9 protein-coding genes are annotated in these 12970 nt (G+C 75.3%); 6 read left to right on the top strand and 3 right to left on the bottom strand.

Annotated features, from left to right (window positions below; all coding sequences use genetic code 11):
- The first annotated feature begins 34 nt into the window (after nucleotides 1–34).
- Both AC07F3_RS06405 and AC07F3_RS06400 read left to right on the top strand, forming a co-directional pair.
- A complete protein-coding gene (locus tag AC07F3_RS06405) occupies nucleotides 35–1393 on the top strand; it encodes a vWA domain-containing protein (RefSeq protein WP_479111052.1) in 1359 nt (452 codons plus the stop codon).
- 164 nt (nucleotides 1394–1557) lie between these two features.
- Complete coding sequence (locus tag AC07F3_RS06400; protein ID WP_479111050.1) at nucleotides 1558–2757, top strand: FHA domain-containing protein; 1200 nt, start codon at nucleotides 1558–1560, stop codon at nucleotides 2755–2757.
- Here AC07F3_RS06400 and AC07F3_RS06395 read toward each other — a convergent pair.
- Complete coding sequence (locus AC07F3_RS06395) at nucleotides 2738–3712, bottom strand: methyltransferase domain-containing protein (RefSeq protein WP_479111048.1); 975 nt, start codon at nucleotides 3710–3712, stop codon at nucleotides 2738–2740. The two genes, AC07F3_RS06400 and AC07F3_RS06395, sit on opposite strands and share 20 nt — an antisense overlap.
- A gap of 167 nt (nucleotides 3713–3879) precedes the next feature.
- Between AC07F3_RS06395 and AC07F3_RS06390 the strand changes: the two genes are divergently transcribed.
- From AC07F3_RS06390 to AC07F3_RS06375, 4 genes are all read left to right on the top strand, one after another.
- Nucleotides 3880–4284, top strand: coding sequence for a globin (locus tag AC07F3_RS06390; RefSeq protein ID WP_114036921.1), 405 nt, complete (start codon nucleotides 3880–3882; stop codon nucleotides 4282–4284).
- 193 nt (nucleotides 4285–4477) lie between these two features.
- Nucleotides 4478–7792 (top strand): ABC transporter permease, encoded by a 3315-nt coding sequence (locus tag AC07F3_RS06385; RefSeq protein ID WP_479111046.1) that lies wholly within the window; start codon nucleotides 4478–4480, stop codon nucleotides 7790–7792.
- Nucleotide 7793: 1 nt separating this feature from the next.
- A complete protein-coding gene (locus AC07F3_RS06380) occupies nucleotides 7794–10514 on the top strand; it encodes an ABC transporter permease (protein WP_479111044.1) in 2721 nt (906 codons plus the stop codon).
- The gene (locus tag AC07F3_RS06375; protein ID WP_479111042.1) at nucleotides 10511–11449 is read left to right on the top strand and encodes an ABC transporter ATP-binding protein; all 939 of its coding nucleotides are present in this window, start codon (nucleotides 10511–10513) and stop codon (nucleotides 11447–11449) included. The genes AC07F3_RS06380 and AC07F3_RS06375 overlap by 4 nt, the downstream gene beginning before the upstream one ends.
- Nucleotides 11450–11828: 379 nt before the next feature.
- On the opposite strand, the gene AC07F3_RS06370 is transcribed toward AC07F3_RS06375, so the two are convergent.
- The gene (locus AC07F3_RS06370) at nucleotides 11829–12521 is read right to left on the bottom strand and encodes a DUF8185 domain-containing protein (protein WP_479111040.1); all 693 of its coding nucleotides are present in this window, start codon (nucleotides 12519–12521) and stop codon (nucleotides 11829–11831) included.
- Entirely contained in the window at nucleotides 12518–12970 is a 453-nt protein-coding gene (locus tag AC07F3_RS06365) for an acyl-CoA thioesterase (protein ID WP_479111038.1), read from the bottom strand. Before AC07F3_RS06365 ends, AC07F3_RS06370 begins: the two co-directional genes overlap by 4 nt.

Genomic DNA, 12970 nt, shown 5'->3' with positions numbered 1-12970 from the left:
TTCAGGTCCATGGAGCCTCAAGGAGCCTTGTCCGATGGCCAACTTCTCCAAGTCGAACGTGCCGCAGTTCTCCGTCGAGGTGTACCAGAACGAGTTCCTTCCGGAGGGCGGGCGCGAGGTCAACGCGATCGTCACCGTGGCCTCCACCGGCGGCGGCACCCTGGGCGGCGCCCCCTTCTCGGCGGCCACGGCCTCGCCGGGCCGCATACCCGGGCAGCCGCCGGCCGCCGCCGTGGTGATCATGGTGGACTGCTCGGGTTCGATGGACTACCCGCCGACCAAGATGCGCAACGCCCGCGACGCCACGGCCGCCGCCATCGACACCCTGCGCGACGGGGTCGCCTTCGCGGTCGTCGCCGGCACGCACATCGCCCGTGAGGTCTACCCGGGCAAGGGCCGCCTGGCCACCGCCGACAGCGGGACCCGCGCCCAGGCGAAGGAGGCGCTGCGCAAGCTGAGCGCGGGCGGCGGCACCGCGATCGGCACCTGGCTGCGGCTCGCCGACCGGCTGCTCGCCGCCGCCGACGCGCCTATCCGGCACGGCATCCTGCTGACCGACGGGCGCAACGAGCACGAGAGCCCGGAGGACCTGCGCTCCGCCCTGACGGCCTGCGCGGGGCGGTTCACCTGCGACGCCCGGGGCGTGGGGACCGACTGGGAGGTCAAGGAGGTCACCTCGATCGCCTCCGCCCTGCTCGGCACCGCCGACATCGTCGCCGATCCGGCCAACCTGGCCGCGGACTTCACGCAGATGATGGAGAACGCGATGGGCAAGGAGGTCGCGGACGTGGCCCTGCGCCTGTGGACCCCGGTGGGCGTGGAGATCAAGTTCGTCAAGCAAGTCGCGCCCACCGTCGAGGAGTTGACGGGACGGCGCACCGAGGCGGGGCCGCGCGCCGGGGACTATCCGACCGGCTCCTGGGGCGACGAGTCCCGCGACTACCACGTGTGCGTGCAGGTGCCCGAGGCCGGCGTGGGCCAGGAGATGCTCGCCGCCCGCGTCTCGCTGATCGTGCCCGACCGCGAGGGCGGCGCGCCCCAGGTGCTGTCGCAGGGTCTGGTGCGCGCGGTGTGGACCGACGACATGGCAGCCTCCACCTCCATCAACCCCCAGGTCGCGCACTACACGGGCCAGGCCGAACTGGCACAAGTCATCCAACAGGGCCTCGATGCGCGCAAGTCGGGCGATGTCGACGGCGCGACCGCGAAGCTGGGCCGGGCGGTGCAGTTGGCCGCGGCCTCGGGGAACGCCGATACTGCGAAACTGCTCGCGAAGGTGGTGGACGTCGTCGACGAGGCGACGGGTACTGTGCGACTGAAGGCGAAGGTCGCGGAAGCGGACGAGATGACCCTCGAAACGCGCTCGACCAAGACCGTTCGCGTCAAGAAGTAGCAGGAAGCGCACAAGGACCGGCCGCATTCGAGCACCACGCGGCCACGCCCGACACGCGCCGAGTACCACCGCGCATCACCGAGTACCAGCAAGCAGCAACACGTACAGAACCACCGAAATGCCGCGGCCCATCGGGCCGGACGACGAGAGGGGGAAGCGACTCCATGCCGACCTGCCCGAACGGACACCAGTCGGGTTCCGACGACTGGTGCGAGATCTGCGGCCATCGCATGGGTGCCGTGCCGCCGCCTCCCCCGCCTCCGCCCGCGTACGGCTTCCCGGGCCCCGGGGATCCGAACGCCACCGCCCAGGCCGAGCTCTGCCCGCAGTGCCGCACCCCGCGCGAGCCCGGTGCGCCCTTCTGCGAGGAGTGCCGCTGGAACTTCCTCACGAACACGGCCACCTCGTACACCCCGCTGGCCCCGCAGCAGCCGATGCCCCCGCAGGGCCCCGGCCCGAAGCAGGGCCCCGGTCCGGGTCCCGGTGCCGGTCCCGGTCCCGGCCTGAATCTGCCGCCCGCCTTCCAGCAGGGCCCGCCGCCCGCGCCGCGCGACCCGTACGAGTACCAGAGCTCGCGGCCCTCGCAGGTGAACCGGCCCGCCGAGCCGCTGGCCGCCGAGCCCTCGGAGCGCTCCGCGCGGCAACTGCCGCCGAACCCGTTCCAGCAGCAGCCGCCTCCGCCGGCCTTCAACGGCGCGCAGGGCGGGCCGCCCCCGCCGCCGCCCGCGTTCCCGCAGCAGGCGGCACCGCCGGCGCCGCCGCAGGTCCAGCAGCCGCAGGCCGACGACGACTGGATGCTGCCGCCGCCCTCCCAGCCCCAGGGCACGGGCCGCCAGTCCGGCCCCGCCCGCGGCGACGACGACTGGCCGCAGCCCACGCCCGACCGCGGTGACGACTGGCCGCAGCCCGCTCCGGACCGGGGCGACGACTGGCCACAGGCGGTGCCGCCGCCCGCGCCCGCCGCCTGGTCCATCACGATCGGGCCGGACCGGGACTACTTCCTGGCGATGATGCAGCGCAGCGGCCCCGAGGCAGCCGGGCTCAATCTGCCCGCCTACTCGCCCGAGCAGCAGCGCCCGCTGTCCGGCAACCAGATCACCATCGGCCGCCGCCGCCACTCCACCGGCGAGGCGCCCGACATCGACCTGTCGGTGCCGCCGGAGGACCCGGGCGTCTCGCACCAGCACGCGGTCCTCGTGCAGCAGCCGGACGGCACCTGGGCGGTCGTCGACCAGAACTCGACGAACGGCACCACGGTCAACGGCGCCAGCGAGCCGATCCAGCCGTACGTGCCGGTGCCGCTCCAGGACGGCGACCGGGTGCACGTGGGTGCCTGGACGACGATCACGGTGCGCCGGGGCTGACCGGCCACGTCCGCAGGGGCCAGGCGTGGGGCCCCTGCGGATCGTCCAGCCACGCCCACTGGGCACCGGCGTCCACCGTCACCCCGAACCGCTCCCGCCTCGGCCGCCGCTCGCGCCGCCACAGCGCGTACGCCTCGTACGGGTCGAGGCTCCCCGCGGTCAGTTCGAGCAGGAAGCGGAACAACTCGTTCGACACGGCCTCGCGCGGCAGCCCGCCCGCGTACGGGGCGGGCCGGTCGCCCGAGCCCGTTCCGCGCAGCGGCACGAAGTAGGCCGGGGTGTGCAGGAAGCGTCCCTCGGCGTGGTCCGGGCCGGTCACCCGCAGCAGGATGAGGCCGGTGGCCAGCGGGGCCAGGATCAGCGCGCCGGTGCGGCACTGGGCGGGCCAGTCGAGCGGCACCGAGGCGACCGTGCAGGTCGCCACGATCTTGTCGAAGGGGGCCCGGGCGGGAGCGCCGCGCGCGCCGTCCCCGGTGATCACCGCGGGGTGGTACCCGGCCGCGGCCAGGTGCGCCCGGGCGGAGTCGGTGATCTCGGGGTCGAGGTCGACGGTGGTCACGTTGGTTTCGCCGAGCCGGTGGCACAGCAGCGCCGCGTTGTATCCCGTGCCCGCCCCGATCTCCAGGACCCGGTCGCCGTCCCGGATCTCCAGGGCCTCCAGCATGCCCGCCATCAGCGAGGGCTGGCTGCTGGAGGAGACGAGGTCGCCGTCGTGCATCCGGGTGGCCAGCGGGGCGTCCGCGTAGACCCCGGTCAGCCAGCGCTCGCGGCGGTCCGGGTCGGGGTCCTCGCCCCAGAGCCGGACCGGCCCGCCGGGCCCGGCCTCGTAGTAGTACGGCACGAAGAGGTGGCGCGGCACGTCCTCGAACGCGGCCCGCCAGGCCGGGTCGGCGAGCGCCCCGCCGGCCGCGATCCCGCGCACCAGGGCCCGCCTCAGTGCCACCTCCGCGCTCATACGTCCACTGTGCTGCGCCGGGGGCCGGGAGGCGAGTGGTCCTACGCCCCCGGTCCTCGGCCACCGGGTCTGAGACCATGGAAGCGTGCCGCTTTCCCGGGGGACGGCCCCTGGACCCCCGGCGGCGCCCTGGGGCAGGCCCGAATGACATTGCGAGGGTGTTCAACGTGACCGAGATTCCGCGCGGCACGCTGCAGGAGCAGACCTTCTACGAGCAGGTCGGCGGCGAGCAGACCTTCCGGCGGCTCGTCCACCTCTTCTACGAGGGCGTGGCCGAGGACCCGCTGCTGCGGCCGATGTACCCGGAGGAGGACCTGGGCCCGGCCGAAGAGCGGCTCGCCCTGTTCCTGATGCAGTACTGGGGCGGCCCGCGCACCTACAGCGACGGCCGGGGGCACCCGCGGCTACGGATGCGGCACGCGCCGTTCACGGTCGACCGCGCCGCGCACGACGCCTGGCTGCGCCACATGCGCACCGCCGTCGACGGACTCGGCCTGTCCCCCGAGCACGAGCAGACGCTCTGGAACTACCTGACGTACGCGGCCGCCTCGATGGTCAACTCCGAGGGCTGAGCCTCCCGGGACACCCCCGGCTGCCCGAAGGAACCCCGAAGTCTGCCCTCCCGACCGGAATCCGGTCGTCCGTGGTCGCATTCCGATCACGATCGGGCAAGAACGGTTGGCAAGCGGTTTCCATGGTCCCGGCCCTCTGAAAACATCTGGACACATTTCAGGGGGATGGCCAGAAAAAGCCGAGGGGGGCCGTGTGCCGGGGTTCGTCTTTCTGCGCGTTCGCGCACACCGACTGCTGCTCGCCGCGGCCCTGCTCGCCGTCCTGCTCACGACCTCGGTCCTCGCCTCGCTCGCCGCGTTCTCCGGATCGGTCTCGGACGCGGCCCTGCGCCACCTGCTGGCCACCCGCTCCGCCGCGCCCGCGGCCCTCGTCGTCAAGGCCGACGTCAAGCCGGACCACCGGCAGGCCGCGGCGGCCGCCGTACGCGCCGGAGCCGGTGGGGTGTTCGACGGACTCCCGGTCACCACAAGGGAGTTGACGCAGTCCGGGTCGTACGCCCTGCCGCGCTCCCTGCAACCGGCGGACGCCCGGGGCGGCGACCCCGACCTCACCCTGTTCGCCGCGATGGACCGCTCGCGCGTCCGCCTCACCGCGGGCGGCTGGCCCGCGGCGGCCTCCGGCTCCGAGATCCAGGTCGCCCTGCCCGAGTCCGCAGCCGGACGGCTTGGCCTGCGCCCGGGAGCCACGCTCGCGCTCGCCGACCGGCTCGACGGCCCGGCCGTCTCCGTCCGGATCACCGGTGTCTACCGGGCCGTTGACGTCTCCGACGCGTACTGGCGCCTCGACGACCTCGGCGGCCGGGGCGTGCGCAAGCTCGACTTCACCACCTACGGCCCGCTGCTCGCCGACCCGTCGGTGCTCGCGGGCGGCCGGGTCAGCGCGGGCCGGAGCGCCTGGCTGGCCTCCGCCGACTTCTCCACCGTCGACGTCGACCGGATCGGCGGCCTCCGCTCGGCCGCCACCGACGGCCCCAAGTCCCTGGTGAAACAGCCCGTGTTCGGCGGCAACGCGACCGCGGTCACCTCGCTGCCCGAGATCCTCGACCGGGCCGACCGCTCCCTGCTCGTGTCCCGTTCGACCCTGCTGATCGTGGCGCTCCAGCTGGTGCTGCTCGCCGGGTACGCGCTGCTCCTGGTCGCCCGGCTGCTGAGCAGCGAGCGGTCCGGCGAGACCGAACTCCTGCGCGCCCGGGGCGGATCGCGGCGCCAGATCACCTGGCTCGCGGCCGCCGAGGCGCTGCTGCTCGCGGGGCCGGCCGCGCTGGTCGCCCCGCTGCTCGCGGGCCCGCTGACCCGTCTGATCGCCGGGCAGGGCGCGCTCTCCCGGGCCGGGCTGCACCTGGACACCTCCACCACCGCCACCGTGTGGCTGGTCGCCGCGCTGGTGGCGCTCGGCTGCGCGCTCGCGGTGGTGGCGCCCGCGCTCCCGGCGGGCTCGCCGCGCCGCGGCGGCCGCGCCGGAGCGCTGCCCGCGCCGGTCCGGGCGGGCGCCGACATCGGGCTCCTGGTGATCGCCGGGGTGGCCTACTGGCAGCTGGACCGGCAGACCTCGGGGTCCGGCGCGATCAGTGCCGACGCCTCGGGCGGGCTCGGCATCGACCCGCTGCTCGTGGCGGCCCCCGCGCTCGCCCTGCTCGCCGGGACCGTCCTGGTGCTGCGGCTGATGCCGCCCGCCGCCCGGCTCGCCGAGCGACGGGCGGCCGGCGGGCGGGGGCTGCCGGCCGCGCTGGCGGGCTGGCAGTTCAGCCGCCGCCCGCTGCGCGGCGCGGGACCGGTGCTGCTCCTGGTCCTCGCGGTCGCGATGGGCCTGCTCACCCTCGGCCAGTCGGCGACCTGGAACCGTTCGCAGAGCGACCAGGCCGACTTCCGCGCGGGCACCGACATCCGGGTGCTCGGCTCCACCGTCAGCCCCTTCGGCCAGGCCGGTTCGTACGACGCCGTCCCCGGGGTCCGCACGGTCGCCCCCGCCGCCCGCGGCTCGATGTCGATGAGCGCCGGGCGCTCGGGCACCCTGCTCGCCCTGGACACCGCGCACGCGGACGGCTTCCTGCTGCGCGAGGACCTCGCGGGCCGCTCGGGCGGGCAGGTGCTCGCCGCGCTCACCCCGAAGCAGGACGCCCCGGCCGGTGCCGTACTGCCCAAGGGCACCGAGCGGATCCGCCTCGATCTGCGGCTCGGCAGTGACGCCTCCCCCGGCGGCGCCTCGCCCAGCGGGCTGACCGGCGAGGTGACGGCGACCCTGGAGGACCGCTTCGGCATGCAGTTCCGGATCGGGCTCGGCAGGCTGCCCGCGGACGGGCGGAGCCACCCGCTCGCCGTCGATCTGGCCGCCGCCGCGGGCGCGCCCACCGGCCACTCGGCCGGGCCGCTGCTCCTGACCGGGCTCGACCTGCGGTTCCCGACGCCCACCACGACCGGCGAACAGCAGCGGCTCGCCCTGGAGGGGGTGCACGCGGCCGGTCAGGACGGCAAGGAGAGCGCCGTCGCCGTACCCGCCGCCGACCGGTGGACCGCCTCGGCCCGCAACGGCCGCTCCGAGACCGGGCAGAGCCTGACCCCGGCGGCCCGGGGCAGGGCGCTGTCCGTGGCGTACGAGACGGGAGTGGCGGCGCCCGCCGAGTGGCTGGACGACGCCCCCACCCGCACCGTGCGGCTCACCGGGGCGCACACCGCTCCCCCGATGCCCGCCGCCATCGCCGACGACCGCTTCCTCGCGTCCAGCGGCAGCAAGGTCGGCCAGGTCATCGAGGTGCCGCTCGGGGGCCAGAGCGTCAAGGTGAAGATCATCGACCGGCTGAAGCAACTGCCCACCACGGGCAGCTCGGCGGTCGGCCCGGGCGGGACCGCCGCGACCGCGAAGGACATCGACGGCGGCGCCCTGCTGCTCGATCTGCGCGCCGTCAACCGGGTGCTCCAGGAGACCCCCGCGGGCGGTCTGGCCGCCACCGAGTGGTGGCTGACCACCGCGCCGGGCCGCTCCGCCGACGCCATGGCGGCGCTGAAGGCCCGCCCCGACACCGACCCCGCGCAGATCGTGTCCCGCGCCGAGATCGCCCAGCAGCTCGGCGACGATCCGCTGGGCGCGGGACCGCAGTCCGCGCTCGCGGCCGTGTCGATCGTGGCGGCGGCGCTCGCGGCGGTGGGCTTCTCGGTGAGCGCGGCCGGGTCGCTGCGCGAACGCGGCCAGGAGTTCGGGGTGCTGCGCGCGCTCGGCACCCCGCGCCGCCAGCTCGCCCGCCTGATCGCGGCCGAACAGGGCGTCCTGATCGGGATCGCGCTGCTCGCCGGACTCGGCCTCGGCGAGGTGCTCACCCGGGCGGTGGTGCCGCTGATCGTGCTGACCGACCAGGCCGCGCAGCCGGTCCCGGCCGTCCTGGTGGAGCTGCCGGCCGGGCGGGTGGCGCTGCTGCTCGCCGGGGTCGCCGCGGTGCCGCTGCTCATCGTCGCGGCGATCGCGCTGCGCCGCACCGATCCGGCCGTCACGCTGCGGCACCAAGGGGGCAACTGACATGTCCGGCAAGGCTGTTGCGCCCTGGGTGCGCACCCGGCTGCGGACCGCGCCGGGCGCCGCGGGCGCGCTCGCCCTCCTGATCCTGCTGACCGCGTGGCTGGCCGCGGCCTACCCGCGCGGGATCGACACGTACGAGGACGACGGACTGCGCCGCGCCGTGGCCGCGGCCACGCCCGGGCGCACCGCGCTCCAGTTCAGCGCGGGCGCGCCGGGGCTCGACCTGGGCGACGAGCAGCGGGCCGCGCTGGTCTCGCCCGCGGCGATGAAGGTCCGCTTCGACTCGGTCGTCAAGGACGTGCCCGCCCCGCTGAGGGCGGACCTGTCCCAGTCGGCGTACGGGCTGCGCACCACCCAGCAGCTGGAGTCCGACGAGCCGTTCCTGCCGCGGCCCGAGAAGGTGCCGCCGCGGTTCACCCTGGCCACCCCCTCCGGCCTGGCCTCCCACGTCCGCCTGGTGTCCGGCCGGCTGCCCGCCCAGCGCGCCGACCAGAAGTCGGCCGGGGCCGAGGCCGCCGTCACCGCGGCCACCGCCAGGACCCTGAACATCACCACCGGCTCGGTGCTGCACGTGGACGGCCTCGGCCGCCCGCGACTGGCCCTCACGGTGACCGGCATCGTCGAGCCGCTGCTCCCGCGGGCGGGCTACTGGTCGGTCCTGCCGGTCCTGCGCACCCCGCAGCTGCTCCAGGTGCCGGGAACCGACCCCGAGCGCCCGAAGTACTGGCACGGCGGTCTGCTGCTCGCCCCCGACGCCGCCCCGGCCCTGCTCGCGACGCCCGGCAAACCGCAGATGTACGCCCAACTCTCCCCCGAATCAAGCACCCTGAATGCCCGTCAGTTCGACGGCCTGAAGTCGGCCGTCGCGGCCGTGCAGAACGGCCCCGCGCTCACGAAGATCCGTACCTCCTTCTCCGTCACGACCAGCGCCTACACCGAGCTGGACAAGGTGTTCCTGTCCTACGCGACGGTGCGCGACTCGATCTCCCCGGTGGTCGCGGTCGCGGGCTTCGGCACCGCGACCGTGGCGGCCGTGGTGCTCCTCATGGCGGGCGGCCTCGCGGCGGCCCGCCGCACCGCCGAACTCGCCCTGCTGCGCGCCCGCGGCGGCTCGCTGCTCCAGATCGCGGGCCGGCTGTGCGCGGAGAGCGCGGTCGTCGTGGTCCCGGCCGCGGCCCTCGGCCTGCTGCTCGCCGTGCTCGCGGTCCCGCACGGCCGGCTCGGCCCCGCGCTCGCGGCGGCGGGCGCGGTCGCGGCGCTCGGCTGCCTCGCCCTGCCGGTGCGCGCGGCGCTGACCCACCGCACGGTCCGCTCCGCCGCCGAACGCACCGACCTGGTACGGGAGAAGCCCTCCGCGCGGCGCACGGTGGCCGAGCTGACGCTGCTCGTGCTCGCGGTGGGCGCGGTGTTCGCGCTGCGCCGCCGCGGCACCACGGGCGGCTCCGCCGACTCGCTGATCAGCGCGGCCCCGGTGCTCGTCGGGGTGATCGCGGCGCTGGTCCTGGTCCGGCTGTACCCGCTGCCGCTGCGCTGGGCCGCCCGCCCGGCCGCCCGGCTGCGCAGCACGGTGGGTTTCCTGTCGCTGGCCCGCGCCGGACGCGCCTCGGGCGGCGGCGCGCTGCCGCTGCTCGCCCTGCTCACCGCGCTGACCACGGCCGCGTTCGGCGGCTCCGTCCTCGCGGGCTCCGACGACGCGCGCGACCGGGCCGCGCTGTACGCGACCGGCACCGACGCCCGCGTCGACAGCGACCTGCCCCTGCCCAAGGACCTGCCGGGCCGGGTGGCCGGGCTCCCCGGGGTGCGGGGGGTCTCACCGGTCCGCATCGAGTACGCGGTCCGGCTGCCGGACGCCGACACGACCGTGGTCGCGGGCGTGGACCCCGCCTCGTACGCCGACCTGACCGCCGGAACGACGCTCAGCCTCCCGGCAGGCCGCCTCAAGGCACCGGCCGGAGCGCCGGGCCGGGCGGTCCTGCCCGCCGTGGCCTCCCCCTCGGTGGCCGAACGCCTCGGCAAGCAGCCGGTGAAGCTGCGCGTGGCGGGCTACGACCTGACGATCAGGGTGGTCGCCGCCCGAGAGCGCTCGGCGGCCGTGCCGCAGAGCGACTTCATCCTGGTGGACACCGCGGGCCTCGGCGCCAAGGACCCGACCGCGCTGCTCGTCGGCGGTGCCTCCGTCGACGCGAAGGCGCTGCGCCGGAGCGCCGAGAGCGGCCACGCGACCGTGCGGCTGCGCTCCGAGGCGCGGCAGGAGTTCGCCGACTCCCCCTTGCAGACCGGCGCCGGACGCATCTACGGCGCGGCCGTGGCGGCGGGTGCGGGCCTGGCCGCGCTCGCGCTGTTCCTCTCGCTCCTGCGCGGCGCCCCCGAACGCTCCGCGCTGCTCGCCCGGCTGCGCACCATGGGCCTCACCCGCCGCCAGGGCCGCACCCTGCTGATCCTGGAGGCGCTGCCGTCGGCGCTGCTCGCGGCGGTGGGCGGCGCGCTCACCGGCTGGGCGTCGATCGTGCTGCTCGCCCCGGGCATCGACCTCGCGGGCCTGGCGCTCGCCACCACCAGCGGCCTGGCCCCGGTCAGCTCCGAACTGCGCGCCGACCCGGTGTCGCTGCTGCTGCCCGCCGGGTGCGTGGTGCTGCTCGCGACCGGCGTGGCGACGGCGCAGGCCTGGTGGAGCGGGCGCCGCGGATCCATTACCGAACTCAGGGCAGGAGACGCTCGATGACCACATCGCTCGAAGACCTGGAGCGCCGGGCGACCGCCCACCGCGACCGCCCCGCCTACGGCCACGACGCGCTGATCGCCTGCGACCGGCTCGTCAGGGTCTTCACGACGGACGGCGTGGAGGTGCAGGCCCTCCAGGGGCTCGATCTCCTGGTCACCGAGGGCGAGTTGATGGCCCTGGTCGGGGCGTCGGGCAGCGGCAAGTCGACGCTGATGAACATCCTGGCGGGCCTGGACGTGCCGACGGCCGGAGCCGCCCGGGTGGCGGGCCGCGACCTGCTCGCGATGGATTCCCGGGCCCGGCTCGGCTACCGCCGCGACGTGGTGGGCTTCGTCTGGCAGCAGACCGCCCGCAATCTGCTGCCGTATCTGACGGCGGTCCAGAACGTGGCCCTGCCGATGCAGCTCAAGGGCGGGCAGTCCAAGCGCCGCAAGGCCGAGCGGGCCGACGCGCTCCTGACGATGCTGGAGGTCGCGCACTGCCGCGACCGGCGCCCGCACCAGATGTCGGGCGGCGAGCAGCAGCGCGTGGCGATCGCGGTGGCGCTGGCCAACAGCCCGTCCGTGCTGCTCGCCGACGAACCGACCGGCGAGCTGGACTCGGCGACGGGCGAGCAGATCTTCCAGGCGTTCCGCACCGCCAACGAGGAGCTGGGCACGACCATCGTGATCGTCACCCACGACCAGGCCGTGGCGAGCGAGGTCCGCCGCACGGTGGCCATCCGCGACGGCCGCACCTCGACGGAGGTCCTGCGCCGCACGCACGTGGACGCGGCGACCGGCGAGGAGTCCCTGGTGGCCCGGGAGTACGCGATGCTCGACCGGGCCGGGCGCCTGCAACTCCCCGCCGAGTACACCCGAGCCCTGAACATGGAGCACAGGGTGGCCCTGGAACTGGAACCGGACCACATCCAGATCTGGCCCGACGAACAGTAACCCCGAAGCCCACCCAAGCAACCCGGCCGCCCCCAGCCGAAGTCGGCTTCGGAGAACGCAAGTTGGCCCCGGGCAGAGCAACCCGCGAAGGGGCGCGGGGAACTGCGCAACCAGCCCCCACGGCCCGCAGCCGAAGTCGGTCAAGGAGGGCACCAGTTGACCCCGGCCCGAACAACCCCGCCAAGGGGCGCGAGGAACTGCGCGACCAGCCCCGAACGGCCCGCAGCCGAAAGCGAGCAGGGGGGCGCCAAGAGGCCCCGGAGCCAAGCAACCCCGCCAAAGGGGCGCGGGGAACTGCGCAACCAGCCCCGAACGGCCCGCAGCCCAATGCGGGGGCACCCGTGACGCCGGAACGAACCCGCCCGCCCGGGCAAACCGCTCAGGCCGGCGTGACGCTCAGCCCACCCGTCCCGGCCCTGCGGACCGCGACGGACCCGTACGGCGTGCGCAGCCGCAGCCACGGGCCGGAGGCGAACAGCGACACCGGCTCGGGCACGGACGGCGCGCCCGCCGAGGCGAGCGCGCGCACGGGCCGCAGGAAGCCGAGCGACTGGGCCGCGTGCACGGCACGCAGCGGAAGCTCCGTCGAGCCGAGCGTGCGGGACCAGATCTCGCGCCCGATCCGCTCCCGCTCGGCGCGCGTACGCAGCTCCTCGGGCAGCGCCTCGTCCCGCGAGCGGAACTCGGCGACGGCGGCCGCGACCGCGCCCCGCATCCGCTCGGCCGCGGGCAGGCCCTCGACCGGCTGCCAGCCGCCGCGCGGCGGCAGCACCCCGGCCCACGGCGGCCCGGTGACGGCCTGGGGAACGTTCGTCGTGGCGGCCAACTCGTCGAGGGATTCGAGGAGTTCACCCGCCGAGACGGTCACGTCGAGCGTGACGGTGTCGTCCGCGAGCCGGGCCGTGCGGATCGCGAGCACCTCGAAGGAGGGCGGCCGCCCGAAGACGGCCAGCGCGCCGCCGCCCGCCTGGAGGCGGACCGCGGCGGCCCGGTCGTAGTGGATCAGGCGGCCGAGGAAGGCGGCGAGATCCGCCGCCTCCCGGGCGTCGTCGAACCGCAGCACGGCGCTCATGCCGCGGCCCGCTCCTGCCCGTCGGCCAGCGAGCCGTCGTCGAGGTACTCCCGCAGGAAGGCCTTCTCCTCAGGAGTGATCCGCCGCGGCCGGCCCGCCGCCAGGTCGTAGGGCACGACGACGGTGGACGCCGCGACGTACACCTGGCCGCCCTCGCCCGGCTCCTTGATCTCGTAGCCGATGGTCAGGGACGCCGCGCCGATCTTCGTCACCCACGACTCGATGATGACCGGCTCGTGCCGGTGCACCAGGGGCCGCTTGTAGTCGATCTCGTGCCGGGCCACGACGGACCCGCCCTGGAACGACGGCGACCCGTCGCCCGGCGCCAGCCGGAACATGAAGTCGATGCGGGCTTCCTCCAGGTACCGGACGAAGACCGCGTTGTTGACGTGCCCGAAGGCATCCATGTCCGACCAGCGCAGCGGGCAGCGGTAGATGTGACGGCTCAC

The sequence above is a fragment of the Streptomyces sp. NPDC045846 genome, from assembly GCF_056431605.1.
The sequence above is the reverse complement of the archived record's forward strand: the minus strand, read 5'-3'. Positions and strand labels throughout refer to the sequence as shown.

Excerpts from the sequence above, each read along its gene's own strand:
- AC07F3_RS06375 (WP_479111042.1), top strand. The coding sequence starts at position 10,511 with ATGACCACATCGCTCGAAGACCTGGAGCGCCGGGCGACCGCCCACCGC.
- AC07F3_RS06370 (WP_479111040.1), bottom strand. The coding sequence starts at position 12,521 with ATGAGCGCCGTGCTGCGGTTCGACGACGCCCGGGAGGCGGCGGATCTC.
- AC07F3_RS06405 (WP_479111052.1), top strand. The coding sequence starts at position 35 with ATGGCCAACTTCTCCAAGTCGAACGTGCCGCAGTTCTCCGTCGAGGTG.
- AC07F3_RS06395 (WP_479111048.1), bottom strand. The coding sequence starts at position 3,712 with ATGAGCGCGGAGGTGGCACTGAGGCGGGCCCTGGTGCGCGGGATCGCG.
- AC07F3_RS06400 (WP_479111050.1), top strand. The coding sequence starts at position 1,558 with ATGCCGACCTGCCCGAACGGACACCAGTCGGGTTCCGACGACTGGTGC.
- AC07F3_RS06380 (WP_479111044.1), top strand. The coding sequence starts at position 7,794 with ATGTCCGGCAAGGCTGTTGCGCCCTGGGTGCGCACCCGGCTGCGGACC.